Raw genomic sequence first — 25,428 nt, forward strand, 5'->3', positions numbered from 1 at the left:
TTCTCCCGCGTCGTTCGTCATGATGTTGCACGATTTTTCAGCATTCATCAAAAAAAACCTGAAATTTAATATTCCCCGAACAATGATATGATTTGTCAAGTTGTGAACAAAGTTATCCACATATCCCGTCCGAAATGTGGATAATTAAGCTCAAAGCAAGCAGCTTAAGACTTTTTTAGGATGCAAGAACAGGGGACATTTTGCATCTTTAGGTTTTGTGAAATCTGTGGATAATGTGGATAAAAGGGTGGATAAATTTGGTTTTCATATGAAAATGGCTTTTTATCAATAAAAAAATGGCCCCAAAGGCCATTTTTCAATACATTCCATGCACATATTCTGTGGATATCTTTGTGTATAAAAAGACGGATGGGGCAAATGTGAAATTTTTAAGTCCATATTTTGAAGCATGCCTTATTCTTCTAACAGTTCCTCCCATGAAGCGTAGGTTGCTGCCAATTCCTGCTTGCGTGCGTCAAGCTGTGCCTGAATCTCCTGAAGCGCCGTGTAATCCTGATAAACCTCTGGCAGAGTCATTTGTTCCTCCAGCCCGGTAATCTGTTCTTCCAGCTCTTTGATTTGATTTTCCAGTGTCTCCAGCTTGCGCAGGCGACTGCGTTCCTCACTCTTGGCTTGTTTGTCTGCGGCATAGGCTGCTGCACCTGTTTTGGGTGCTGTCTCGTCCGTTGCGGATACAGATGATGCTTTGCTGCGTGTTGCCTGACTGGACTCCTGCGCTTCCTGCGCAATTTCCTCCAGCTCCTGCTTTTTGTCTACATAGTCATCATAATTCCCTAGGAAATGTTCTATTCCTTCAGGATGAAGCTCAATGACACGTTCCGCCATTTTGTTAAGGAAATAACGGTCATGGGAGATGAACAGCAGCGTGCCATCATAGTCGATTAGGGCTGCCTCCAGCACTTCTCTACTGAACAGGTCGAGATGGTTGGTAGGCTCATCAAGAATCAGTACATTGGCTTCGCGCAGCATCAGCTTGGCGAGAGAGACGCGGGCTTTTTCACCGCCGCTTAATGTGGCTACCTTTTTGAGCACATCGTCACCGCTGAACAGGAAGTTACCCAGCACTGTGCGGATCCGCGCTTCCTCCATATGGGGGTATTCGCTCCATAGCTCCTCCAGCACCGTATTGGCCGGGTTCAGGTTCGTTTGCTCCTGATCATACAGGCCGATTTTGATTTTTGTGCCCCAGTGAATCGACCCGGCAGCAGGCTTTAACGTTCCGGTGAGGCATTTGAGCAGCGTCGATTTTCCAATTCCGTTCGGACCAATCAGCGCAACGGTATCGCCGCGTTTTAAGTCGAAGGATGCATGCTGAAATAGCGGTTTATTACCTTCGTAGGCTACGGAGAGGTCGCGTACCTCTAGCACTTCCTTCCCTGACATATAAGCTGTTTCAAAGGAAAAATGGGCTTTTTTCAGATCCCCCATCGGCCGATCCATTCGATCCATTTTATCCAGCTGCTTGCGGCGGCTCTGGGCGCGTTTGGTCGTGGAAGCCCGCACGATATTGCGTTGTACGAATGCCTCTAGACGGGCAATTTCCCCTTGCTGCTTCTCATAGTGCTTGAGATTGGTTTCGTACTCGGCAGCTTTTAGCTCCATATATCGACTGTAGTTACCTGTATACCGGGTCGAACGATGACGCTCGATTTCAATAATGGTGGTCACCAGTCTGTCGAGAAAATAACGGTCATGGGATACGACCAGCAGCGAGCCGGAATAGCCGCGCAAATAGTCTTCCAGCCAGGTCAGCGTTTGAATATCCAGATAGTTGGTCGGCTCATCCAGCATGAGTACATCCGGGGCGAGCAGCAGGATACGGGCCAGAGCAAGACGTGTTTTCTGTCCGCCGCTCAGTGTGGATACAGGCGTCTCCGGTGCAAACGAGCCAAAGCCCATGCCATGAAGCACACTGCGAATCCGGGTCTCCATTTCATATCCGCCGTGATCCTTGAACCAGTCCGACCTTCTCGCATATCTTTCCAGCAGATCTGCATAGCGCTTCTCGTTCTGCGCATTGGCGGGGTCGGCGATTTCCTGCTCCATCTGCCGTAGTTCCCGTTCTGCTTCGATTAGCGGAGTGAATACGAGCATCATTTCCGCCCAGATGGATCGGTCGGAATTCAAGCCGCTATTTTGCGCCAAATAACCAATGCTGGTCTCCTTCGCTTTAAAAATTTGTCCACTGTCGTATGATACTTCACCAGCGATGATTTTGAGCAATGTCGATTTGCCCGCTCCATTCACACCTACCAGTCCAATGCGTTCACGTTCCAATATTTGAAGGTTAATCCCGTCCAGAACGGGCTCAATTCCATAGGATTTTGTAATTCCGGTTACTTGCAATAGCATCGCGTATCGTTCCTCCATTACATTATGCGCAGTTTTCCCCGCTTCCTCCGCAGGGTGTCTTCCTTCCAGTTTACATGAAAATACCCACTAATGCACTGCTATCACCCTGTAAACCCTAGAGCCGCGTGTAGTCAATTTGTATAAACAATGATAAACTTAAACGAGAACTGAAAAAAAATGAAAAAAGCTTGCAAGGTACAAGACTTACTGACAATTGGACAAATAGTAACGTTTTAAAGCATTATCGACGATTGTGCGGGAGGATGGATATTCTTTGGATGTCTATAGTGTGAAGAACGCGCTGCGCTTGCAGCAACGGGAGGCGCGGGACTCTATGGACCCGTTGACGCGGCAGGAGGCATCGGCTGTGACCTGTCGGCATGCAATTGAGGCATGGGAGCAGCTTAGAATAGACAGAAACAGAGATAGACTGACGGTATTTAGCTATCTTTCTTTTGGCAGCGAGATTTCGACGACTCCCTTTATTGAGCATTGCTGGTCACGCGGAGACCGTGTGCTGGCTCCGAGAGTGGACCCGGTAACCCGGACCATGGAGCTGAGGCAGATGGGTCAGCACGACGATATCGTGCCCGGCATTTGGAACATTCCTGAGCCTGCGCCCACATGCGAAAAATGGGCGCCTGAAATGTGGTCGGAAATCGATTGGGTTGTCGTGCCGGGATTGGCCTTTGATCGTCATGGGGGCAGAATCGGTTACGGCGGAGGTTACTATGATCGTTTCACCGTACAGGTAGAGGCGCAGAAGCGTGATAACGGTAATGCAGGTCCGCTTTATGTTTCGCTGCTGCTGCCGGGACAATTGCAGGAGCAGGTACCCATGGAGCCGGGGGATTTGAGGGTGGATGTGCTTTTTACCCCGGAAGGTCCCATACATTGCGATATTGCAAAATCAGAAAAACAAACGACGAATGAAGTGAAGTTTGGCATGTGAAAGGAGCTGTGAGGGAGTCGTGGATTCCTTTACTCATTTTAATGAACAGGGACGAGCTCGCATGGTGGATATTTCGGGCAAAGCGTCCACGGTTCGTACAGCAGTCGCCGTGTCGCGGATTACGATGAATCCCGCTACGCTCACGGCTGTGAAAGAGGGTAGGATCGGCAAGGGCGATGTTCTTGCTGTGGCTCAGGTGGCAGGGATTCAAGGCGCGAAAAAAACGTCGGACTGGATTCCGATGTGTCATCCGCTGGCTCTGACAGGCGTGAACATTACGTTTTCTGATAATGGACATGATGTGCTTCATATTGAAGCGGAAGTGAAGACCGAGGGTAAGACAGGTGTGGAAATGGAAGCTTTGACAGCGGCTTCAGCCGCAGCGTTAACCGTGTATGATATGTGCAAGGCGCTGCAAAAAGATATGATCATCGGTCCTACCATGCTGCAATCGAAAACAGGTGGCAAGCATGGGGATTTCCAAAGGGAAGACCACCAGGAACCCTGAAATAGACATACATGTCGCCGAGAGGGTACTGTGATGTGATGGAGGATGCAGCGTGGCTGTTTCTGATTTTCTGAAGAGAAAGTATTCTTTCATGATAGGAGAAGGGTGATCTTATGGTGTGGAAAACGGCGATCCTAACAGCCAGTGATAAAGGGGCGAGAGGAGAGCGTGAGGATACAAGCGCACAGGTCATCCGGGAACTCATCGAAGAAGAGCTGGGCGGAGAGATTGTGGAGTACCGGATCGTTCCCGATGAACCGGATGAAATTATTGCGGCTTTAATCGAAATGACCGATTATTTTCATGCAGACCTGGTACTGACGACGGGTGGAACCGAGCTGGCAATCCGTGATGTGACACCCGAGGCGACTCGGCGGGTCGTGGAACGGGAAGTGCCGGGCATGGCGGAAGCGATGCGTATGATTGTGATGCAGAAAAATCCGGCGGCCATGCTTTTTCGTGGAATCGTAGGGATCCGGGGGCGTACGCTGATCGTGAATTTGCCGGGAACGCCCAAGGGCGTGCATGAAAATTTGGCGGCTATTATGGATCAGTTGCCAGAGGCGCTTCTCATGGTGACAGGCCAGTTCCGGTAGAAGGCAGCACGTCGAGTGTGGTATGATATCCGTAAGAATTTACATGACTGTATGCGGACTAGCTATACAAGAAACATACAACGGACAAGCATGGTCTCCATGGTTGTTTCTGCGTCTGTGCACCAGATGCTGGTTCTTGTTTGTAATTTTGCCCGTTAACATAAGGAGGGTTACCACACATGCCTAATATTGGAGCACCGGGTTATATTTTGTTAATCATTCTGGCGTTGCTGCTATTCGGCCCGAACAAGCTGCCTGAGCTGGGTCGCGCTGTGGGGCGTACATTCCGTGAGTTTAAAAACGGAGCACGTGACATTTTGTCTGAAGACCAACGGACTGAACACAAAGACAGTAAGGATAGTGCGGTCAAAGCATCCCAGACGTCCGCTTCAGAAGTGCGGCCCCAGCCCGAGGATAAACGGTTATCTTAGGTTAGTTTCATTTTTGATGCCTTTTACAATTTCAAGAAGAGCCTCTTCTCCAGGGAAGGGCTTTATTTTTTAGGAGGCGCAGCTGCGTACGATCCAGAAAGGAGGAGCGAGTTTGACCCAACCAGAGCATGAAATGCCGCTAATGGAGCATCTGGGCGAGCTACGGCGCAGAATTATTTATGTGCTAATTGTATTTGTTCTGGCACTGGCTGGTGGTTTGTTCGCCGCTGGTCCCGTCTATGACTGGCTTATTCGCTCTGGTTCGGCGCAGGCTTTTCAGCTGAATGCATTTTCCTTCTGGGATGGAATAGGCATCTACATGAAGATCGCCATGTTGATCGGGATTGCGGTGGCGCTGCCGTTTGCATGCTACCAGTTGTGGAAGTTTGTTAGCCCCGGCTTGCGACCGCAAGAACGAAATGCGACTTTGCGGTATGTGCCTTATGTGCTGCTGTTGTTCGTGATCGGTGCAGCTTTTGCATATTTTATTGTTTTCCCGATGGCGATTCAGTTTACGTCGTCTGTCACTAAAAGCATGGGACTGCATGAAACGTACGGTATCGCTCAATACTTCACCTTTATGTTTAATATTGTGTTGCCTGTGGCTCTGCTGTTTGAATTGCCGCTACTCATCATGTTCCTGACGGGGATTCGGGTACTCACTCCGATGAGGCTTCGCAAATGGCGGAAAATTTCTTATTTTCTGCTTGTCTTTGTTGCTGTCGTCATAACTCCCCCGGATTTTATCTCCGACTTTCTGGTGGCGATCCCGTTACTGGTGCTGTATGAAGTGAGTGTGTATATGTCAGCAGTGGTGTACCGCAGGCAACTGCGTGCAGACGAAGAACGGGAGGCACAACTGCGTGTAGCACCGGAGCGGTAACAGGTAGAACCCGAGTTTCCGTGCAAAACGGTATCTTCGGGTTCTGGAGCTACATGGCAACTTGCAGACCATGAAGATCAGGGATTGGCAGATCATAACCATTTGTAGATCATGAAAAGCAGCAGCTTAGCTGTCTTGAAAACAGATCATAAAAAATAGCAGCATAGCTGCCCTGAAAATAACCATTAGCTTGAGATAACGGTTATTTTTAGGACAGATGGATATAATCGAGAAGGGTCGGCCATAAAAATTCCCATAAAAAATACATCAGGGACTTGAAATTCAATCTCAAGTTGAGTATCATAAAGTTGGTTGTTAGCACTGACGAGTGTCGAGTGCTAATACATACAACATAACAACCGTATAACGGAATAAAACACTTAATAAGGAGGCTATTTTTTCATGATCAAACCTTTGGGTGAACGCGTATTGGTGGAAGCAATTGAGCAAGAACAAACGACTTCCTTTGGAATCGTACTTCCTGACTCTGCTAAGGAAAAGCCGCAAGAAGGCAAAATTATCGCGGTTGGCGCAGGCGCATTGAAAGACGGTGCCCGCATTCCTCTGGAAGTAAAAGAAGGCGACCGTGTAATCTTCTCTAAATACGCTGGAACGGAAATCAAATATGAAGGTAAAGAATATTTGATTATGAAAGAAAGCGATATCCACGCGATCATTGGTTAACCGGAATCCGGACAAGACCTGAATATAGGAATCGAACAGATCATTCATAATCCATGGGAGGTTTATCGCAAATGGCAAAAGACATTAAATTTAGTGAAGACGCTCGTCGCTCCATGCTTCGTGGGGTAGATGCATTGGCTAACGCTGTTAAAGTAACACTCGGACCGAAAGGCCGTAACGTTGTACTGGAGAAAAAATTCGGTAGCCCGCTCATCACAAATGACGGTGTAACGATTGCAAAAGAAATCGAGCTGGAAGACGCGTTCGAAAACATGGGCGCTCAACTGGTTAAAGAAGTAGCAACCAAAACCAACGATGTAGCTGGTGACGGTACGACAACCGCTACTGTTTTGGCTCAAGCCCTCATCACAGAAGGTTTGAAAAACGTAACTGCTGGCGCAAGCCCAATCGGTATCCGTAAGGGGATCGACAAAGCGGTTAAAGCAGCTGTTGCTGAACTGCAAGCGATCTCCAAGCCAATCGAAAGCAAACAATCCATTGCACAAGTAGCCGGTATTTCCGCTGCTGACGACGAAGTAGGCGAACTGATCGCTGAAGCTATGGAAAAAGTGGGTAAAGACGGTGTGATCACGGTTGAAGAATCCCGCGGTTTTGCAACTGAGCTGGAAGTGGTTGAAGGTATGCAGTTCGACCGTGGCTACATTTCCCCGTACATGATTACAGATACGGACAAAATGGAAGCTGTGCTGGACAATCCGTATATCCTGATCACAGACAAAAAAATCACGAACACACAAGAAATTTTGCCTTTGCTTGAGAAAATCGTTCAACAAGGCAAACCGCTCGTGCTGATCGCTGAAGACATCGAAGGCGAAGCGCTGGCTATGCTCGTTGTCAACAAACTGCGTGGTACATTCAACGCTGTAGCTGTTAAAGCTCCTGGCTTTGGTGACCGTCGCAAAGCAATGCTGCAAGATATCGCTGCCCTGACAGGCGGTCAAGTGATCACGGAAGAACTGGGTCTGGACCTGAAAACTGCTTCCGTAGACCAACTGGGTACAGCACGTCAAGTGCGTATTACAAAAGAAAATACGATTGTGGTTGACGGCGCTGGAAACAAAGCCGACATCGACGCTCGTGTTAGCCAAATCCGTACACAACTGGAAGAAACGACTTCCGAGTTCGACAAAGAGAAACTGCAAGAGCGTCTGGCTAAATTGTCCGGTGGCGTAGCAGTTATCAAAGTTGGTGCGGCTACTGAAACAGAATTGAAAGAACGCAAACTGCGAATCGAAGATGCCCTGAACGCAACCCGTGCTGCGGTTGAAGAAGGTATCGTATCCGGTGGTGGTGTAGCGCTCCTGAACGTATACAGCGCTGTTGCAGCCGTTGAACTGCAAGGCGACGAGCAAACAGGCGTGAACATCGTATTGCGCGCTCTGGAAGCTCCAATCCGCACGATCGCTGCTAACGCGGGTGAAGAAGGCTCCGTAATCGTTGAGCGTCTGAAACGCGAAAAAGTTGGCGTAGGCTTTAACGCAGCTACTGGCGACTGGGTAAACATGATCGACGCTGGTATCGTTGACCCTGCAAAAGTAACTCGTTACGCACTGCAAAACGCTGCTTCCGTAGCAGCTATGTTCCTGACTACCGAAGCGGTTATCGCTGACAAGCCAGAACCTGCAGGCGCTGCTGGCGTTCCTGACATGGGCGGCATGGGTGGAATGGGCGGCATGATGTAATAGGGCTAATAAAGCCAGTAGCATCAAGGATTTTCATCCTTCGAAGTCTCTAAGGGTAACATTTGGGTAACATCGGTTTGGTTTTGTAAGCCTCTCATGAGTTCTGCGAACTTGTGAGAGGCTTCTTTCTTCTTCTCCTTGGTAACATGCAGGTATATCTGTTCGGTTGTGTCGTCATCCTTATGCCCAAGTCTGTCCATGATTTCATGAAGTTCTACTCCAGCTTCAGCCAAGAGCGAAACATGCGTATGCCGAAATGAATGGGGGGTCAGGTCGGTATTGAGTCCAGCCAAATCAAGAAGCCTACTCATGCGAATCTGAAATTGCTTAATAGTCCTCGGATAGCCTGGATGCTTCTTAACGTTCGGCATGATGTACCCTTTGTCATAGTACGCCTCACCATATTGGATTTTGACGGATTCGAGTTTAAAAAGATAGTTCTCCAGAGCCTTTGTTACCATCGGATCGACGTCGATAGTACGGGCTGATGATTTTGTTTTTGGTGGTAGAAGCTTATACTTGGTCATGTTGTTGGTGGGATTATAATATGTTTTTGTTATGGATATTCTATGTTCCTTGAAATCAATGTCACTATCTCTCAAAGCTACAAATTCCCCAATACGCATTCCTGTATAAGCCAGTGTAAGGAAGCTTTCGTAGTCACCGTTTAGCCCTTTCTCCTGAGCGGTTTTTAGAAAGAGTGCAAGTTCTTCTTTTTCTAAATACTTTATTTCTTCTCCTTGATTCTCCAATTCATCAATTGTTTTCTGCGTTTTCGGTACATATGCATACTCAGTAGGGTCATTACGGATAATTCCTAATTCAACGGCTTTTTTAAATATCATCCTGCCAGTTCTATGGATTCCATCCATTGTATTGTCAGCGTACCCTATTCCTTCTTTCTTTCCATTAGTTTTAAGATCGTTCAAAGCTTCTTGGTATTGGTCCCTTGTTATATTTTTCAATTTAAGCTTTTTAAAATAAGGCATGAGCCTGCCTACTTCGTGTTTTCTAACCCTGTGCGTGCTTATTTTCGTTCGACCATTCCCTTGGTAGATACCCTCCCAGGTCTTCACGAATTCCTCGAAAGTGATGTCTTTTTCCTCTACATAAGTCCCTTGTGTCAGTTCTGCATATAAAAGTGCAGCGGCGTCCTGAGCCTCTGTTTTTGTTTGAAATCCACCTTTCTTCTTCTGCTTTCTCCTGCCAGTCTCAGGGTCAATACCAACATCCAGGATGTATGACCACGATGCACCGCAATTACACTTCTTCGTTTTTTTACTCTTTTCTTTGGCATCTACGCATTTACAATGTGGTTTGTAAAAATGACCTTTCAAGACAATTCCTCCAAACGTATGTTCTTATTTTTGCGTATGTGAAACCGCCTCGCAGCGGTGAAAGCGCAAGTCTATACTAAAAATATTTGCAAATCAGTTGGAGCAGGACTCCTGCATACTATTATTTGTTTTCCTTTTTTGCGTCCCAGAACATGGCCTCCATAACTCTTCGGATCTTCTCCTTGTCTTCGGGACTGATCGGCACTCCGTCGAACATTACGGGTTCATCTTCTTCGAGTATCTTTTTGAAATCACGAATGTCTCTAGGGGTGGCCCATTCAGGGTATTGTTGTGAATCGCTATTCTCTTCTGTTTCTTCTTTGGTGAAGTAATCCAGCGGCTTATTGAAATAATCAGCGATTTTTTGAAGGGCTGCAATTTGAGGGTTTTTTGTTCTTCCATTCAGTATTTGCGTAACGGTTGTATACGGAATGCCTGTTTCCTTGGACAGTTTATATCTACTTATCCCGCGTTCCTTCATAACTGATTCTATTCTTTCTGGAATACTCACCATTAAACAACCTTTCTATATCTCACATTAGTTATATCTCAATGAAGTTATAGTAACGCGTTATAGTAAGCTTTGTCAAGGAAAAGCGAGTAAAAGAAAGATAAAGGAGTATTTTATAACTTAAATGAGATATATTGCGCTTTGAATATAACTCATACGAATAGTAATATGTGTTCAGGAGGTGAGTACAATGGGGCAAACAATCAAAGAGAACATGCAGAGGATGATTGATGTAAAAGGTTGGACAATCTACCGTCTATCCAAAGAGAGTGGAGTCGCAGTATCTGCATTGTACAACATAGGAGCAAAAAAACAAGGTCCATATGCTGAAACACTGGTAAAGCTCGCTGTTGCTCTTGGATGTACAGTCGACGAATTGATTCGGTAATTGGGCTGCTAAGAAAGGAGGAACTTATGAGCAAAGAAAAAATCAGAACGATCGAAAAGTTGCCAGACATTCTTTCTCCGCAGCAAGTAGCAGATTATGTGGGGATTGCACGACAACGTGTATATGACTTCTGTCAGTACGGTGAAATTAAGAGTTTTACCATTGGGGCTTCAAGGAAGATTCTTAAAACAGAATTGCTGGTTTGGCTAGATCGAATCAAAAGATCCTAATCGAAAGGAGAAACAGCATGACCCAACTGGCATCAATTCAGAAAGGCTATCCCGTAACTTATTTGGTTCCTGTGATAAACGATGAAAACGAGAAATTTTTTATGCATGTGGAATCGGACAGCTATATAAAAGCAGTGATAAAAACACACCGATTCCTGAATTGCCAGCATGAAATTGATATGGAGTTGCTTGGTCCTGTGCTCACTAAATCGGAGTTGGACAAACTGGAGCTTCAGCGAGAAATAGACCACTTGCAACAGAAGCTTAAAACTCTGTACAAGATCCAATATGCCACACTTAACGGCTGGGGATACGAGAGGGTTATCAGAAAAAGAATGCAACCTCTAAAGCAGCAGGAGCGAGAATTGAAGGCTAAAATTGCCGATCTTGAAGCTGAGTTAATGCATTGAAAGGGGAACGACATGACACCTGAAAGAATGGCAGAACGCCGGATGTTATGGAAGCGACTGAGCAAGCTGTGTGCAATGCGCGCAGCTCTGCAAACCGATTTTTTTGATGAAGCAATTGAAGAATTAGAAACGGCATTACGCCAGAAGGAGGGAATACACATTGGAAACACGCTTAATACCAGTAATAGACGCCTCCGGCTATCGCAGTTACATGGAGGTACCGGGCAAAACGTTTTTCGAGGCCGCGTGCCTAATAGACGGACTGCTTAGTGAAGCTGTTCGGCTGGATATGTCCTTGTTGCATTTGACAGAGCAGGAGCTTCATGAACTGGGCGTAAGGAAAGAGTGCAGACAAATCCGTACTCAATTGTTGTACCTATATCAAGATAGCATTGACGCTCTAAACGATGGTCATAGTATTCAGCAGTTACGCACGCGAATAGATGAACTTACTGTGCGGTTGTACGAACTGGAAGAGTCTATCGGGAAAAATGAAGAATATGAAGGGCTGATTGTTCCAAGACCTTCAACCCATAGAATAACCGGGGAAAAGGTAGGGCAATGTCAACAATGCGAGAGAGCGGTTTATTCAGGTCAGAAATACCCGGACCCTGAAGAGGAAGGACTTTTCTGCAATTATCACTGCCGTACATTGTACCGCCGTAACAACAAGAAAAGTCCTTTGTAATAATCGTGTTGGAAGCACGATTAAGTAAAACCTAAACATTGGAATCATAGCACATTTTTAAAATCTTTGAAACAGGGGTCCCTTATGGACAAAAAGGAAATTGAAAAAATCAGGGAGATTAAGCAGTATATCCAGGACATTCAGCGGTACGGGGAAGCGGCGAAAGGAATAGCGGACGACTCTCCCGGCGCACTCATGCAGAAGGTGGAGCTGCTTACCAAATCTCACACACTAATGGGTAGAGTATGCGCTTACATGAACGGGCGGTACATGCAAACCTACAATCGCAGGAAGCGGGTATTTGCTGAAACGGTTCGTGATACGAAGCGGGGAAATAAGCAGAACGCGGCAGAACTGGCGGTGTTGGCTATACGAGATAAGGAAGCGAAAGACCTTGAGCATATGGTGTTATGGAAAAACGAATTCAAGTCTATATCTGAGCAGCTATACGAGTTGCGGCTCCGGCTCCGGGTGGACATGCATATTGGAGGTGGAGGGGCATGACATTACCTTTTCTTCCTTATAGCAAGCAGCAACAGACCCGCAGTAAGCGTGGCAAGAAGAAGCGGGGAAACCACACGGCCATTACGTCAGCCGTTCGTGATGAAGTAGAACGCCGGGCAGCAGAGCACACAGGATACGTGATATGTGAGCGCTGTGGTGTGAGCCGTCCGGCCCTGTGGTTTGAAAAAGCCCACTTGGTTAACGCCAGTCAGTATGGCAGCGGCAGCGAGCCGTGGAATATAGCTAACTTATGTGGTCCACGTTCAGAATCCGGTACTTGCCATCAATTTGCTGACGACACGGCCACCGGGCGAGCTTGGAAGATGAAGAAGCGCAATGAACTAATAGACTATTATTTCCGTGGACCCGGTTTGGACATATGGAAGACGTCCGCCGGACGTCCAACGGACATACGGTAGATATCCATTAAATATCCGCGTTGTCGGAAAGGAGGGAACTGGTTTGGCATGGATTGAAAGCCATCAAGGAACCGATAGACACCCAAAAACACGCAAATTATGCCGCAAACTTGGAATCTCCGTTCCGACGGCTGTCGGACATTTGCATATGTTTTGGTGGTGGGCGATGGATTTTGCGCCGGACGGTGATTTAAGCAAATATGGTGCAGAGGATATAGCAGATGCAATTGAATGGGATGGTGATCCTGAGCTGCTTTACGCTTCCATGATTGAGTCGAGGTTTATTGACAAAACCGAGACAGGGAGCGTGATTCACGACTGGTATGTTTATGCTGGCAAGTTAATAGAAAGCCGGGCAAAGGATGCAGCCAGAAAGAAAAATGATCGTGATAAGAAGAAAGCTGCCGCTAATTCGTCCGCTGTACATCCACCGGACGTCCAGCGGACGGACGAAGGACAGCGGTCGGAGTCCACCCGTGACCTTAACCCTAACCTTAACCCTAACCAATATAAAGATAAAGATTCTTGTCCCGAACCGCCTCCGGCTGGTCAGGACGAGCCGCCTCCTTCAGGCAAGGGAAAAAAGCCTGATAAATACGCAGCAGACAACGTGTATTACAAAATGGCTGTGTACTTCAAGGGCAAGGTGGACGTAATGGCAAAAGGCGAAGGGATAGAGCATCTAACGGCCCGAAGCAATATGCAGAAATGGGCAGACGACTTTCGCAAACTGGTGGAGCTGGACAAGCAATCTGACACCCGACTTATACAGGATGTGATGGATTGGGTAGTCAAGGACAATTTTTGGTGCCGGAATGTGTTAAGCGCAGAGAGCTTTCGCAAGCAGTTTGGTAAATTGGTATTGGCAATGCGTAAACCGGACCGTCAGCCCCGGCCTGCTGGTAGGAGTGATAAGCAGCCAATAGATATTGTGCAAACAACATCGTCAGAAACAGAAGTGTCTCAGGAAGAAATGGACGAGCTTATGAGGCTGGCTGAACGTATGGAATCAGGCAAGGGGGGTCAGCGATGACACCAACAGCATATATGGCAAAGCAGTCTGTTTCCCGGCTGCATGAAATGCTTCATGACGAACGATTGGATTATGACATTCGGGTATATGCCGAAGTGGAGTTATTAAGGCGGATCGGAGGTGCCGGGCTTGGGAAAAAGGATATACACGCCAGAAGATTGGGACAAGCGTCTGGAACAACTGGGGAAACAGACTAGGAAAATTTATGTTGCGTGTGAGGAAATGAATTTTATTTGGTCCGCTGATGATCTGGCGAATTTCCGTGACATGTGGAGGCAGGGGTACAGCGTGGAAGAGATCCGCAGTTACTTTGACCGGGAGAGCTGGCAGGAAGTAATTTTAATCGCAATGGATCAAATGCGGTGGGGATACATCAAAATACGCCCTGACGTTTTGATCGTGGAATAGGACTCTGTTATGGACAGAGGCCGCAGCCCTCCACAGCCGTTAAACCAAACGTATGTACTTATAAATTAATTATTTGGAGGTTTATGTAATGGATAATCATGTGGAATTGAGCGGGTTGGTACAGGGTGGCGTGCAAGAGCAATTCAACAAAGAGTGGGATCGTGTCATTAGGAATATTGACGATCCTAATACGTCTGCAACGGCAGCGCGTAGCATCACAATTACGATAACGCTCAAACCGGATAAAAAGCGGAAGACCATTAATTCTACAATTGCTACTAAATCGACCATCGCGCCAGATAACCCATTGGATACCACATTTGTTATGGGCGCTGACAGCGCTGGAAATGTAGTCTCGAAGGAATTGATGTTCGGTGAAGAAGATCAAACATTCTTTGACAATGAAGGCACTGTACGTACTGGAACTGGCGAAGAGGTTGACAAGAATACCGGGGAAATAAAGTCCGGGGATGGAAATGTAGTCAATTTCAGATAACTAATAACTAGGAGGAATTATAAATGATTAAAGAAGCAATGCAATATATCGCGGGTTTGGCAAACAAGGAAATTAAAGAAGTTGGTGGACAAATGTTTTCTACCGGAAAGCTGGAAGAGATTAATGAACCCACTACCACCGCGTTAAAGGTAAATACTCTTTCCGCAATGGTCACGTATCTGAAAGAAAACTATGACAATGTGGCCCCCGTGTTGATTCATGTGGTTAGTGAAACTGACGTGCGGGTTCTCAGCACCTTCAACCGAGACAAACGCCGTAACGTGTTGATAAATGCGTCTGCTGTGCTTCCAGATATTAGATTTGAACGGTTCATGGATGTAGAGAACTTCAATATCCAATTACAAGCTTGCTTTGTAGATAGCCTTGATCGGGCTGCTGTATTGAAGCTAGTAGGGAACGTCAAGGAAGAGACAGGAAATACCTATGCAGACGATGGAGTAACGCAACAGGTAACAGCCAAAAGCGGTGTCGCCAGCCTTGAAAAGGTAATCGTTCCTAACCCTGTGAGCCTGAAACCATTCAGGACGTTTATTGATATCGCCCAGCCAGAATGCAGTTTTGTATTCCGGCTGCAATCCGGCCCAAGTGCTGCTCTGTTCGAAGCCGATGGGGGGGCGTGGAAGCTCCAAGCAATGGCGAGCATCAAGGAACATTTGAACAAGGAGTTAGCAAAAGAAATTGAATCCGGTTTTGTCACTATCATTGCTTAATACATCCTTGGGGCGGCTAAGGCTGCCCCTCTACCAAGGGAGTGAGAATATATGCCGAATGCAAATGGTTGGCTTTCGAGAGACGAGGTAAAACAAATCAATGTTCCCGTGCTGGTACCGGACAAGGACGCACAGCGGGGCAAATGGCACAATGGAATACCTCCGGCTGGAGGGGTATTGCTTTCCCGCACGCGTTGTGCAGCGCTACTTTGCCCCGTGAATCCTGACGAACCACCAGCGGCGTTCATGTACAGCCCCAAACACCGATCAGAGTACAGATACGCCCCCTTTTATTTTCGGACAACGGATCAGATTCACAGTGCGGCGCTTCTGCCGAGGGAATCCGAAGTGTTGAACAGGAGTGAGCTTCATGCCGCAAATGGAATTTAACTTTGACCAGGCGGAGGTTGTGCCAGAAACACCGGATTCACGCAAGGGGCAGGACGGGCAACCTCTTAACGGCTGTTATTACGAACGCAGCTCCAACAGTTTTGTATCTTATGTGCTGGGGCGGCGGCATCATGTTTTCAACACGGAACATCTTAAAAATGACTGGATGGCCCGGACGAAACGGGAACGGTCAATAGAGTAGCCCCATAGGGGACAAGAAGGAGGGGCAGCACATTGGAAGATCCGGTTAATATAATTTCTCTGTCTGGAGGCAAAGACAGCACGGCTCTATGGCTTCTCGCCTATCAGAGACTTGAACCGCATATTGCAGTCTTCTCAGATACGGGCAATGAACACCAACAAACCTATGAATATATTGATTACCTGGAAAGAGAGATTGGACCGATCCGCCGCATTAAGGCCGATTTCAGTGTCCAAATAACTCGTAAGCGGGAATGGGTGCAAGTAAAGTGGCGCGAGGAAGGGATATCCGAAACTATCATTGAGCAGGCATTGTCAGTACTTCATCCGACAGGTAACCCGTTTCTGGACATGTGCGTCTGGAAGGGACGTTTTCCCAGCACCAAAGCTCGTTTCTGCACCGTCGAATTGAAGGTCAGACCGTTCTTCGACCAGGTATATTTGCCGCTTCTGGAGGAAGGTAAACGAATTGTGAGTTGGCAAGGGATAAGAGCGCAGGAAAGTCTTGCGAGATCCCAAATGCCAGAACGGGAGGAAACGCCGGAAGGATATGAGATATATCGTCCTCTTATTAAATGGACTGTAGAAGACGTTTTTGCGATGCACGCCAAACACAACATTGAGCCTAACCCGTTGTACAAGCTGGGTATGGGCCGGGTCGGGTGTATGCCATGTATTAATGCCGGGAAAATGGAGCTTTTTGAAATAGCCCGTCGCTTCCCAGAAGAAGTGGAGCGGATCGCCCAATGGGAGGAAATCGTAAAGATGGCATCCAAGCGGCACGGTGCATCATTCTTCGCTAGTTCGGACGGGGAGCAGATTTGGGATAAGGTCGAATGGTCAAAAACAGTGCATGGCGGGAAGCAGCTTGATTTGTTCAAAGCGCTGGCATTCGAAGATGTACCAGTCTGCTCCAGTCAATATGGGCTTTGTGAATAAGGAGGCTAGCCCTCCATAAGGGGGAGAGACACACATGCAAGTACGTAGCCCATTGATTTGGTTCGGGGGCAAGAGCAAATATGCACAGCACATCATTAGTCGCTTCCCGACACATCGGAAGTACGTAGAGCCGTTCGGTGGCGCAGCTCATGTTATTGCCCAAAAGCCGCGTATAACCCATGAGGTATACAACGATATCGACGGACTGGTTGTTAATTTCTTATTGGTGAACAGAACGGATCCCGAACGACTTCGGCAAGCTTGTGAGTCGCTGCCGTATAGTCGGCAACTCTATGAACGGTGGAAACGTGAAGCGATGCCGGAGGATGAATTTGAAAGAGCTGTACGTTTCTTTTATCTAAATCGCTCAGCCATAGGCAAAGGCAATGCGGAGGAAGTCCCCCAAACAGGCTGGCGGCACAGTACAGTATCTGGCCAAAGCCCAGCGAACGGATATCTTAGCGCATGTAAGCTGCTGCCGGACTTCGCGGAGCGGATGAAGGGGGTCATGATCGAGCATACGGATTTCCGAACGATAATTGAAAAATATGATGATCCTCATACCTTGTTCTACGTGGATCCGCCTTACGTGGGCAGAGAGAAATATTATGCTGGAAGCTTCACGGAGCGCGACCACCGCGACCTGGCGGACTTGCTGCATCGAGTACAGGGAAAAGTGGTCCTGTCTTATTACGACGATCAGTTAGTCAAGGAACTGTACCCTGATTTTACTCGAGATCCATTCGATGCACATAAACAGGTTGTCGGGGGATCCGGTGCGGACATAGATACTGAGGAAATGCTTCTCATGAATTTTGACAATCGTCAATTAACACTATTTTAGGGGGGCATCCCCTATACCAAAGGAGAGATATACAGATGGAAAATGATAAATTAGAAATTTTGAACAGCATTCCCGTTGAAGACTGGTCTTCTGACGCTGGGACCATAGAGTACATCTATGTTGAAAGTACCAAGGAAAACGTTAATAAGCTGCTGCAAATTGGAGCAACCATGAATGATATTGAGCATAACACGGATTATGAAAACCAACAGATTGATATTTCACCTTTTGCCTTCCGCTTGGTTGATGCAGATTGGTTTGATGATGATCATGGTTTCTGGAAGAAGACGACTATAATGGCTGATAAAAATATTGTATTTAGCCCTGATGAAAAGGCAGTTGCTCTTAAATCAACAAAGGATTTGTTTTTCGCGGCAAAACAGCTTCATGATTGGATAAACACTGATAGCTTATCCCAAGAAATGGCCAGAATACTTCCGAGTCTTGTAGAGAGCCATTTTGCCGATATTTCCAAGCTGCTGAATTATGAAAGTGTGCTCACACGAGAAAAAGAGGAACGGCACCGATTGATACGGGAAGCCAATGGACGTATTCGTGAACTAGAAAGACAAATGGGAGAAAGTAAGCCTGTCGATGGTCTGAAAGAACAACTAAGACACCTTGCCGATACTGTATCTGATTGGTGGAATAATTACGGGTTTCATCATGTGTCAGATGAAGTGTTTACAGAAAACGGACATTATAAAGCAAGGTTCTGTTTCATGTTGGATTACATTTCAACGTTTACAGATACGCCAGTAACGGATAAGAAAAATCGTAAAGAACGGCTTCAAGAACTTAAAGAGGAAGGATACGACATTATCTATGAAGATGGGGACCGTTCCCCAAAATTGATAGACAACGATAACAACCGCCAGCGCCTAATAGGGCTGATAAAGGGCCGCTTTCCTTCGGCGGAAATCGTAAGGACTAGGAATTACAATTCTCGTCGGAGCGGAGTGTACACCTTTCGGGATGTTGAAGTATACATCTATAACCTTCATGACATTCCTGTATCCCAAGGAGAAGATGGCAATGAGGTATTTTAATATCATGGACAAAGGAGAGATTATAGGACTTTTTCAGACGGGTAGCCCAGCTTACATTGGTTATTACACGCGCAGACTCCATCCCCTTTCCGTCGCGGAAATCAAAGAGGGAGAATATAAGGAATTGGTTTTAAAAGGAGGGAGCACGCAATGAAATACGATTTACGTTTAATTGATAACCGATTGGTACTAGACATAAATAATTCAGATGTTCTCAATTTCAAAGGAGACGGATATACAGGATTGCCAGAACGGTTTGACCTGGACGTACTGGGCCAAGCTCCTGTAATCGGCACGGTGGAATTGTCAGACGAGCAGCTTGCCAAGATTACCGCAGAATATAAAAACGGTGGGGAATGCGATTGGTGCGGCGAGATATCTTCCGAATTGACAGGACCACATATGCATGACTTTGCACCGGGAAAACGTATGTGTCGCAACTGCTGGAACCATGACCGGGAAGTATACAAGGGGTCCTGTGGTGATGATATCGGAGAGTTTGAGCCTATTAAGGGAGGAAGATAGATATGTTAATGAAAGAAGCACTTATAAAAGCATTAGAACATGGCGGGGTAAAGTGTCAGCCATTAAATGGAAATCTGCTTGAGATTAGCAAATCTTCCGACAACAAAAAAGGATTTATCAAGGTCGCTGTATCAGATTTTAGAGCGGAAACTCTAACCCGGAAATGGGATGCTCCAGTCGGAATTATGCTGTTCATTGATGGTAGGGTATGGAGTGATATTACTGGGAAATGAAGCTAAAAAGCGGAGGGAATGAGGGTGTCTGAACAAATAGAAACAACCACATATTGGGTTTGGACGGATAAAGCTGTGCAACTTAATAAGTTTCGGGATATCGAAGCAGGCGTTGCGGTTTGGGAAAATTACCGGAAACGTGCTCCCAAAAGATGGGTTGATGAAGGATTGATTCAAGAAGCAACAGAGGACTATTACGACGATGGTCAGATGAAATGGAATTTTTGAACACAACAAAGCCCCCGCATCCTTGGCCGGGCACACGGGGGCATTTAACTTCATTTCTCAAATCCAATTATATCATAAAGAGGAATGAGGGGGATGGCAATGGCATGGGAACAGGTATCACTTTTCCCGACAGCAAACAGGTCAGACATGCAGGCGGCTCGGAGCCTTTTGAATCGGTACACCAGGATGCGTAAAACCGTTGATAGCCTGTCCGCCAGGAATACAATAGGTGAGAAGGAACGACTGGTTATGGAGGAATATAGACAGAAAACAGAGGCTATAGAAATGGCCGTGAGCCTTATTATGGACGACAACGTTCGCCGGGTAATGGAATTCCGATTTATCAGAGGGAATACACGCTGGGGTACTGTGAGCCGGTTCAGTAGCATAACTGACAGGAGTGTTGACAGGAGAATTGTACGTGGGGTCGAATCTGTAGCTGAAACGCTTAAATTAATTGGAGTGATTTGATAAGGGCTTTGGAATGTTTGGTACCTTTATTGCAGATAAAAAATGTGTATAGGAAGCAGTATAGAAAGAGGCATCCACTTTTTTTTGAAATAACTAAAGTGATGCCTCAAACTTTGCAATATAGTTAATTTTTCGCAATTAAAAACAACTGTAAGGATCTTCTTTGATTAGAGTTAACTACTGTTATGACCCATTGATTCATTCCCCTAGGGTAACTTTCCAAAGCGTATAAGCTCTGATAGCCACCAGGTGCCCATCCACCATTTATTACTTTTAATCCTCTAACACTTAGAAAGTAGATCACTGTTTCGTTAGCATCTATCTCCTGATTCCAACTAAATGAATAAAAACCATTCCCTAGATCGGACGAAGACGCGAGCAAGCCTTCGTCTAATTCTACCCTTCTTGATTGTCTTAAATTCTGTTGAGAATTTCCATAATTGTAGTTTGGTTGATAAATATTTTGATACATTTCCCCAACTCCCTTTTATGTTGTTCGTTGTATCTTATTCAAGGGAGCCCATTTAGTGTATGGCCCAAATAAATATTAATGTCTGTAGTACGTCTGTGACGCGTCCACATGGTGTCTGTAGTTCAGCTTTAAAGTAGGGACATAGGGTTAACGCCCGGGTGTCCCTGCTGTCCCTTACCACGGCAGGACTCGTCCATACTGAATCAGCGTTGAAGCCAATTGCGGAACAGAGCGCAAAGGTGGAGCTGTAGCACAAGTAGCAATTAGATGTTGCGGCGGCGTGGAAGCGGGGAAGGTAAGAAGGTTAAAACCCTTCCCACGTGCTCCGCCCGGGCGCGTTTAGAACAAATACGGGCTTTTTAATACACAAGAGAGAGCGACGGGAAACCGCCGCTTTTTTTGCATTCAAAGTCTGGATAACACACACAGGTATTCTTTATCTACATTTGATGGAACGGGAGGAGCAGGACTTTTGTAATGTTTTCCCGACTATGGTCGGGTTTGTGACGTAAACAGGGAACAGCGGTTCAACTCCGCAATACGTCAAAAAAAGGCGCCCACTCCGGACGCCTCATTCATTTTATTTAACTCTTTAATTATTTTTGTTTAATACCCAAAGCATCTTTCATTGAGCTTTGAAGTAGCTGGGAAAAATTCAATCCGGCATCCCGTCCGGCATCCCGCAAGTATTGAGGTACAGTGCAGTTTACTGTGACAGATTTATTTGCTTCGGAATCCCGATAAGGCGGCAGGAATACTTCAATGTATACAATCCGATCACTGGCATCGTTTAATTCAATGCTGGCCGGATCAGATGGTACAGGAATGACCATTTTTTTGTCTTCAAATTCTAAGATTCGATCAATCAGCATGTTCTTAGCCTCAACAACAGCCGTTTGTATATCGGGTGCAAGAACGGCCGTACCGGGAATATCCGGGAAATACAGTCCTAAACCATCATCTGCCTTTTCAACAACAGCAGGGTAAATATAGGTGTTTTTCAATTTATCTCGCTCCTTTTATTTTTGAGACATATGTCTCAATTATATTTGTAAAAAAAATTTACCGAATCGTTAAGCCATACTAGAAGGTAAGCGTTTAGGGAGAAGCGCAGGGGTTAAAAGATAACCCCTGTTGTCTTCTCGATGCTCTTGAGTGTACCAATCGGTATGGTGGCTCCTTCGTTGTGAAAACTGATGTCCGCGTATCTTGTTGGATCATCTTTATGTTTCCAGCGTTTGTGACTACTGGCACCAGTATGAGAGGGAGAAGGCCCAAACCCTTCTTTTCTCAGCCGCTTGGTTAACTCTCTGACTGTTATTTGTTTCGGCATCGCTTACCTCCTTTCTATATTATGATTATAACACGCATTATTATGCGTGTAAAGAAAAAATGCGCATAATAATGCGTGTTTATTTTGCCGTTGAAATACAGCGGTTTTTTTTATTTCTCTGAAAGGGTGATTAGTAATGGCAAATGCAAACATTGTTGACCATATTGGCGGCAAGGTAACGGTCTGGACAAAGGACGGTAACGCCGCAGAGAACCGGACGCTGCACACGGTAGACGACTTTGGTGTTGTTATCTCAAACCAGCAACGGCAATGGACATTCATTCCGTGGGGGCAAATCAAGTATATCGACTATCCGCAGGATGGTGGCCCAGCATTGGTGATTGGCAAGCCATTGAGTGTAGACGAGTTGAACATACTTAAAGGTACAGAATCATTGAAGATTACTCCATTGGAGGTTGCTTCTACTCCTGTATCGTCAAAGTGGTTTTGGGAAGTATTCGAGACACTTACAACGAAGTTTTTATCTGAAGAGTTGAGCAAGCGGACTGGTGTAGAGACATACCAACTGAGTCCTGGTGAATTAATGAGTATGGAACAAGGTGGGGGGATTCGTATATTGAGCGGCCCCGCTATCGTGCTTTTCAATCAAGACTAATGAACAAGTACACACCTAAGCTGCCCCCTCTGCCTGTAATCTCTAAACAGCAACCAAAGGAGTGTAGAGGATGCCCGTGGGGGGAGTGGACAGGCAGTAAGCAGTATTGTGGACGTGGGAAGTGTCAGAGGGAGGGTGTGAAGAAATGATTGTATCTGCTGAGTTTTACCATGAAGGGCTGGAGGACGGTTTCGAGTTCTATGCATTATCAGGTCAATTTATTGGATACATCCCTAAAGATGAAATGGCAAATGGTTACCCAAAGGCGAAGCGTGTTCCTATTGTTCAAACCCCGGAAGGACGAAAGCCAGTAAACGAAGGGGATTGTATTATCACGGATAATCAGGGAAATAGGTACGTGATGGAGCCATGTGGATTCCGTCAAGAAATTGGAACGGTGATTATTACAACGTCGTTTTCTGGAATGATGAAAGAAGATTACGAGCACCTTCAAATGTTGAGGGCAATGCGTCCGCAGGATGCACCATTTAATAAGGAAATAGATGATGCCTTATTAGAATGCAAAGGTGATAAAAAGCTTCTGTTTGAGAAACTTGCCGACATTAGGCGTAGGTTTAACCTAGCAAATGGATTTGAAAACGATGCTACTGATTCTGAGGGATTCAAAAGGTGCGCCAAGCCCTTTACCATCTAACTCTGAAATTAGGGTGTGTGTGAGGCACTGAATGCGTCTGAGAGCCAGCCGTTCACCCCTACTATAGTGCAAAACCAACTCAAACAACCAGCGCAACCAAACCGGGGGTGGTGAAATGTAACTATGAACTGGGAAGAGATCAGAAATGAGTACGAAAATACTGATATCTCCTTATCGGATCTTGCTTCAAAACATGATGTGAAGTACCCGACTATCAAAAGCCGGAAGCAGCGGCAAGGATGGAGTAAGGATGCATCCTCCAGAACAAAAGATGCATCCGGGGGCAAGAAAGATGCATCCAAAAAGCGGGGTCCTCCAAAGGGGAATCGTAATGCAGCGGGTCATGGTGCTCCCGAGGGGAATCAGAATGCTGTGGGGAATAGTGGTGGTCCCGGTGGGCCAGCCCGTAACGACAAAGCCGTTACACACGGTTTTTTCCGCAAGTTCCTCCCTGATGAAACCGCAGAGATCATGGAGCAGCTTGAGAACCGTTCCCCGCTGGATATGATGTGGGATCAAATCACACTCAAATATGCTGCAATACTACGGGCGCAGCCGATAATGTTCGTCAAGGATCATGACGACATGACCAAAGTTGTTAAAAGATCGAAACTATTCACCAATGACAAAACGGATAGTGAAGATACAGAACATGAAATTCAGTTCGCTTGGGATAAACAGGCAACGTTTCTGAACGCTCAAAGTCGTGCAATGGGTAGGTTACAGAGTCTTATAAAGCAGTATGAGGAAATGTGCCGTCTTACCCATGCAGATGAAGAACAGCGGCTACGTATTGAGGTGCTCAAAGGTAAGGTCAAGGCGCTTGAGAAAGACGCCCCTCCTGATGAAAAAGAGACGGAAGACGGATTTATGGCCGCTTTGAAGTCCGAAGCAGCTCAGGTATGGGCTGATGAAGAGTAAAGCGCCTAAATTTAATTGGAAGCCGTTCTCTCGAAAACAAAAGCAGGTGCTTACATGGTGGCTGCCTGAATCCTCTGTGCATGATAAGGATGGCATTATAGCAGATGGAGCGATACGGAGCGGCAAAACGCTGTCCATGTCCTTTTCATACGTTGTATGGGCTATGAGCACCTTTGACCAGCACAATTTCGGGATGGCTGGTAAGACTATAGGCAGTTTCCGGCGTAATGTACTGTTCTGGCTGAAGCTTATGTTGAGATCCCGTGGTTATCGGGTGCATGACGCCCGCACTGATAACCTGGTCACCATATCCAAGGACGGCAAGGAAAACTATTTCTATATTTTTGGCGGTAAGGATGAAAGCTCTCAAGACTTGATTCAGGGTATCACGTTGGCGGGAATGTTCTTTGATGAAGTGGCCCTAATGCCAGAATCATTTGTCAATCAGGCAACTGGCCGTTGTTCGGTGGATGGATCTAAATTTTGGTTCAACTGCAACCCTGACGGTCCGTACCATTGGTTCAAGACCGGATGGATTGATAAGGTAACGGAAAAGTCTTTGCTGCATCTTCATTTCACGATGGAAGATAACCTGTCACTGTCAGAACGTATCAAAGCTAGATACCGGGCCATGTATAGTGGTGTGTTCTTTAAGCGCTACATACTGGGTCTGTGGGCGATGGCGGAAGGCGTTATCTATGACATGTTCGACGAGGATATCAGTGTCAAGAAGCCGGAAGAACTGCCACAGGAGTTCTCCAAATACTATGTAGGCGTTGACTATGGTCACACCAACGCTACCGTGTTCCTTTTGTTCGGTCAGCAGGATAAGAAGCTATATCTGATTAAGGAATATTACCATTCAGATGTGACTTCCCCCAAAGCGCCGAGTGACTACGCCAGAGACTTTCTGGAGTTCATTGCAGGGATCGACAATATCAAAAAGATATTTATTGATCCAAGCGCTAAGGGATTCATAACAGAATTGAAAAAGATGGGTGTACGGCGGATAGAGGAAGCAGATAATGACGTGCTTCCGGGTATTGAGTCCGTAGCCGTATCCATAAAGGAACAAGAACTCTTTGTGTCCTCACAATGCCGTGAGACGATCAAAGAGTTTTTTAGTTACATTTGGGATGCAAAAGCGTCTCAGGACCGGGGCGAGGATAAGCCAGTCAAGAAGCATGACCATGCTATGGATGCTTTGCGGTATGTAGTCTATACCGTGCTTGGTAAGCCGCGTCGTTCGAGATTCTTTACGTAAGG

The 25,428-nt window shown here is 46.3% G+C and carries 36 protein-coding genes; 30 read left to right on the plus strand and 6 right to left on the minus strand.

The annotated features are described in order from the left end of the window. Positions 1–414: 414 nt before the first annotated feature. Positions 415–2,373, minus strand: a complete 1,959-nt coding sequence (locus tag E0698_RS00915) for an ABC-F family ATP-binding cassette domain-containing protein (RefSeq protein ID WP_192510425.1) — start codon at positions 2,371–2,373, stop codon at positions 415–417. A 274-nt stretch (positions 2,374–2,647) separates the two neighbouring features. On the opposite strand from E0698_RS00915, the gene E0698_RS00920 reads away from it, so the two are divergent. The 7 genes from E0698_RS00920 (at position 2,648) to groL (ending at position 8,130) form a co-directional block, all read left to right on the plus strand. Continuing rightward, positions 2,648–3,325 carry a 5-formyltetrahydrofolate cyclo-ligase gene (locus tag E0698_RS00920; RefSeq protein ID WP_134910771.1) on the plus strand — a complete coding sequence of 226 codons (678 nt, stop codon included), beginning with the start codon at positions 2,648–2,650 and terminating at the stop codon, positions 3,323–3,325. A 19-nt stretch (positions 3,326–3,344) separates the two neighbouring features. Further along, complete coding sequence (gene moaC / locus E0698_RS00925) at positions 3,345–3,833, plus strand: cyclic pyranopterin monophosphate synthase MoaC (RefSeq protein ID WP_192510293.1); 489 nt, start codon at positions 3,345–3,347, stop codon at positions 3,831–3,833. 113 nt (positions 3,834–3,946) lie between these two features. Then, positions 3,947–4,429 carry a MogA/MoaB family molybdenum cofactor biosynthesis protein gene (locus tag E0698_RS00930; protein WP_013309212.1) on the plus strand — a complete coding sequence of 161 codons (483 nt, stop codon included), beginning with the start codon at positions 3,947–3,949 and terminating at the stop codon, positions 4,427–4,429. Between the two features lie 179 nt (positions 4,430–4,608). Beyond that, on the plus strand, positions 4,609–4,860 hold the full coding sequence (locus tag E0698_RS00935) for a twin-arginine translocase TatA/TatE family subunit (RefSeq protein WP_134910769.1): 252 nt from the start codon (positions 4,609–4,611) through the stop codon (positions 4,858–4,860). A gap of 112 nt (positions 4,861–4,972) precedes the next feature. Next, entirely contained in the window at positions 4,973–5,743 is a 771-nt protein-coding gene (gene tatC, locus E0698_RS00940; protein WP_192510294.1) for a twin-arginine translocase subunit TatC, read from the plus strand. A gap of 402 nt (positions 5,744–6,145) precedes the next feature. Next, complete coding sequence (gene groES / locus E0698_RS00945) at positions 6,146–6,427, plus strand: co-chaperone GroES (protein WP_025685233.1); 282 nt, start codon at positions 6,146–6,148, stop codon at positions 6,425–6,427. 71 nt (positions 6,428–6,498) lie between these two features. After that, positions 6,499–8,130 carry a chaperonin GroEL gene (groL, locus tag E0698_RS00950; protein WP_044647879.1) on the plus strand — a complete coding sequence of 544 codons (1,632 nt, stop codon included), beginning with the start codon at positions 6,499–6,501 and terminating at the stop codon, positions 8,128–8,130. A gap of 23 nt (positions 8,131–8,153) precedes the next feature. On the opposite strand, the gene E0698_RS00955 is transcribed toward groL, so the two are convergent. Further along, complete coding sequence (locus E0698_RS00955; protein ID WP_192510295.1) at positions 8,154–9,467, minus strand: tyrosine-type recombinase/integrase; 1,314 nt, start codon at positions 9,465–9,467, stop codon at positions 8,154–8,156. A gap of 121 nt (positions 9,468–9,588) precedes the next feature. Further along, positions 9,589–9,981, minus strand: a complete 393-nt coding sequence (locus E0698_RS00960) for a helix-turn-helix domain-containing protein (RefSeq protein ID WP_192510296.1) — start codon at positions 9,979–9,981, stop codon at positions 9,589–9,591. Between the two features lie 187 nt (positions 9,982–10,168). Between E0698_RS00960 and E0698_RS00965 the strand changes: the two genes are divergently transcribed. The 19 genes from E0698_RS00965 (at position 10,169) to E0698_RS01055 (ending at position 19,694) form a co-directional block, all read left to right on the plus strand. Further along, positions 10,169–10,366: a helix-turn-helix domain-containing protein gene (locus E0698_RS00965; protein WP_192510297.1), complete on the plus strand. Its 198-nt coding sequence runs from the start codon at positions 10,169–10,171 to the stop codon at positions 10,364–10,366. 26 nt (positions 10,367–10,392) lie between these two features. After that, positions 10,393–10,596: a helix-turn-helix domain-containing protein gene (locus E0698_RS00970; protein ID WP_192510298.1), complete on the plus strand. Its 204-nt coding sequence runs from the start codon at positions 10,393–10,395 to the stop codon at positions 10,594–10,596. A gap of 17 nt (positions 10,597–10,613) precedes the next feature. Next, on the plus strand, positions 10,614–11,006 hold the full coding sequence (locus E0698_RS00975; protein WP_192510299.1) for a hypothetical protein: 393 nt from the start codon (positions 10,614–10,616) through the stop codon (positions 11,004–11,006). Between the two features lie 160 nt (positions 11,007–11,166). After that, positions 11,167–11,694, plus strand: coding sequence for a hypothetical protein (locus E0698_RS00980; RefSeq protein ID WP_238353810.1), 528 nt, complete (start codon positions 11,167–11,169; stop codon positions 11,692–11,694). Between the two features lie 84 nt (positions 11,695–11,778). Beyond that, positions 11,779–12,198 carry a hypothetical protein gene (locus E0698_RS00985; protein ID WP_192510300.1) on the plus strand — a complete coding sequence of 140 codons (420 nt, stop codon included), beginning with the start codon at positions 11,779–11,781 and terminating at the stop codon, positions 12,196–12,198. Continuing rightward, the gene (locus E0698_RS00990; RefSeq protein WP_192510301.1) at positions 12,195–12,617 is read left to right on the plus strand and encodes a hypothetical protein; all 423 of its coding nucleotides are present in this window, start codon (positions 12,195–12,197) and stop codon (positions 12,615–12,617) included. Before E0698_RS00985 ends, E0698_RS00990 begins: the two co-directional genes overlap by 4 nt. A 43-nt stretch (positions 12,618–12,660) precedes the next feature. Then, entirely contained in the window at positions 12,661–13,650 is a 990-nt protein-coding gene (locus tag E0698_RS00995) for a hypothetical protein (RefSeq protein WP_192510302.1), read from the plus strand. Beyond that, on the plus strand, positions 13,647–13,847 hold the full coding sequence (locus E0698_RS01000; RefSeq protein ID WP_192510303.1) for a hypothetical protein: 201 nt from the start codon (positions 13,647–13,649) through the stop codon (positions 13,845–13,847). Before E0698_RS00995 ends, E0698_RS01000 begins: the two co-directional genes overlap by 4 nt. Before the next feature lie 25 nt (positions 13,848–13,872). After that, positions 13,873–14,058 carry a hypothetical protein gene (locus tag E0698_RS01005; RefSeq protein ID WP_192510304.1) on the plus strand — a complete coding sequence of 62 codons (186 nt, stop codon included), beginning with the start codon at positions 13,873–13,875 and terminating at the stop codon, positions 14,056–14,058. Between the two features lie 88 nt (positions 14,059–14,146). Further along, positions 14,147–14,554, plus strand: coding sequence for a hypothetical protein (locus tag E0698_RS01010; RefSeq protein ID WP_192510305.1), 408 nt, complete (start codon positions 14,147–14,149; stop codon positions 14,552–14,554). 23 nt (positions 14,555–14,577) lie between these two features. Next, positions 14,578–15,285 carry a hypothetical protein gene (locus E0698_RS01015; protein ID WP_192510306.1) on the plus strand — a complete coding sequence of 236 codons (708 nt, stop codon included), beginning with the start codon at positions 14,578–14,580 and terminating at the stop codon, positions 15,283–15,285. A gap of 51 nt (positions 15,286–15,336) precedes the next feature. Next, complete coding sequence (locus tag E0698_RS01020; RefSeq protein ID WP_192510307.1) at positions 15,337–15,675, plus strand: hypothetical protein; 339 nt, start codon at positions 15,337–15,339, stop codon at positions 15,673–15,675. Continuing rightward, a complete protein-coding gene (locus E0698_RS01025) occupies positions 15,656–15,877 on the plus strand; it encodes a hypothetical protein (protein ID WP_202894707.1) in 222 nt (73 codons plus the stop codon). Before E0698_RS01020 ends, E0698_RS01025 begins: the two co-directional genes overlap by 20 nt. 32 nt (positions 15,878–15,909) lie before the next feature. Next, positions 15,910–16,815 (plus strand): phosphoadenosine phosphosulfate reductase domain-containing protein, encoded by a 906-nt coding sequence (locus tag E0698_RS01030; protein ID WP_192510308.1) that lies wholly within the window; start codon positions 15,910–15,912, stop codon positions 16,813–16,815. Positions 16,816–16,849: 34 nt separating this feature from the next. Continuing rightward, a complete protein-coding gene (locus E0698_RS01035; protein ID WP_192510309.1) occupies positions 16,850–17,659 on the plus strand; it encodes a DNA adenine methylase in 810 nt (269 codons plus the stop codon). A gap of 35 nt (positions 17,660–17,694) precedes the next feature. After that, the gene (locus E0698_RS01040; protein WP_238353811.1) at positions 17,695–18,708 is read left to right on the plus strand and encodes a hypothetical protein; all 1,014 of its coding nucleotides are present in this window, start codon (positions 17,695–17,697) and stop codon (positions 18,706–18,708) included. A gap of 150 nt (positions 18,709–18,858) precedes the next feature. Beyond that, a complete protein-coding gene (locus E0698_RS01045) occupies positions 18,859–19,233 on the plus strand; it encodes a hypothetical protein (protein WP_238353812.1) in 375 nt (124 codons plus the stop codon). A gap of 2 nt (positions 19,234–19,235) precedes the next feature. Then, positions 19,236–19,466: a hypothetical protein gene (locus E0698_RS01050; protein WP_192510310.1), complete on the plus strand. Its 231-nt coding sequence runs from the start codon at positions 19,236–19,238 to the stop codon at positions 19,464–19,466. A gap of 24 nt (positions 19,467–19,490) precedes the next feature. Beyond that, on the plus strand, positions 19,491–19,694 hold the full coding sequence (locus tag E0698_RS01055; RefSeq protein ID WP_192510311.1) for a hypothetical protein: 204 nt from the start codon (positions 19,491–19,493) through the stop codon (positions 19,692–19,694). A 595-nt stretch (positions 19,695–20,289) separates the two neighbouring features. Here E0698_RS01055 and E0698_RS01060 read toward each other — a convergent pair. The 3 genes from E0698_RS01060 to E0698_RS01070 form a co-directional block, all read right to left on the minus strand. Next, positions 20,290–20,637 (minus strand): hypothetical protein, encoded by a 348-nt coding sequence (locus E0698_RS01060; protein WP_192510312.1) that lies wholly within the window; start codon positions 20,635–20,637, stop codon positions 20,290–20,292. Positions 20,638–21,233: 596 nt separating this feature from the next. Next, complete coding sequence (locus E0698_RS01065) at positions 21,234–21,641, minus strand: type II toxin-antitoxin system HicB family antitoxin (RefSeq protein ID WP_192510313.1); 408 nt, start codon at positions 21,639–21,641, stop codon at positions 21,234–21,236. Positions 21,642–21,754: 113 nt separating this feature from the next. Further along, the gene (locus tag E0698_RS01070) at positions 21,755–21,970 is read right to left on the minus strand and encodes a type II toxin-antitoxin system HicA family toxin (RefSeq protein WP_192510314.1); all 216 of its coding nucleotides are present in this window, start codon (positions 21,968–21,970) and stop codon (positions 21,755–21,757) included. Between the two features lie 136 nt (positions 21,971–22,106). On the opposite strand from E0698_RS01070, the gene E0698_RS01075 reads away from it, so the two are divergent. From E0698_RS01075 to E0698_RS01090, 4 genes are all read left to right on the plus strand, one after another. After that, positions 22,107–22,586, plus strand: a complete 480-nt coding sequence (locus tag E0698_RS01075; RefSeq protein WP_192510315.1) for a BC1881 family protein — start codon at positions 22,107–22,109, stop codon at positions 22,584–22,586. Positions 22,587–22,731: 145 nt separating this feature from the next. Beyond that, a complete protein-coding gene (locus E0698_RS01080) occupies positions 22,732–23,241 on the plus strand; it encodes a hypothetical protein (protein WP_192510316.1) in 510 nt (169 codons plus the stop codon). 123 nt (positions 23,242–23,364) lie between these two features. Then, a complete protein-coding gene (terS, locus tag E0698_RS01085; protein ID WP_025684560.1) occupies positions 23,365–24,162 on the plus strand; it encodes a phage terminase small subunit in 798 nt (265 codons plus the stop codon). Next, positions 24,152–25,426, plus strand: coding sequence for a PBSX family phage terminase large subunit (locus E0698_RS01090; RefSeq protein WP_192510317.1), 1,275 nt, complete (start codon positions 24,152–24,154; stop codon positions 25,424–25,426). Before terS ends, E0698_RS01090 begins: the two co-directional genes overlap by 11 nt. Positions 25,427–25,428 lie beyond the last annotated feature (2 nt).

This window comes from Paenibacillus sp. 23TSA30-6 (genome assembly GCF_014858585.1).
GTDB lineage: Bacteria > Bacillota > Bacilli > Paenibacillales > Paenibacillaceae > Paenibacillus.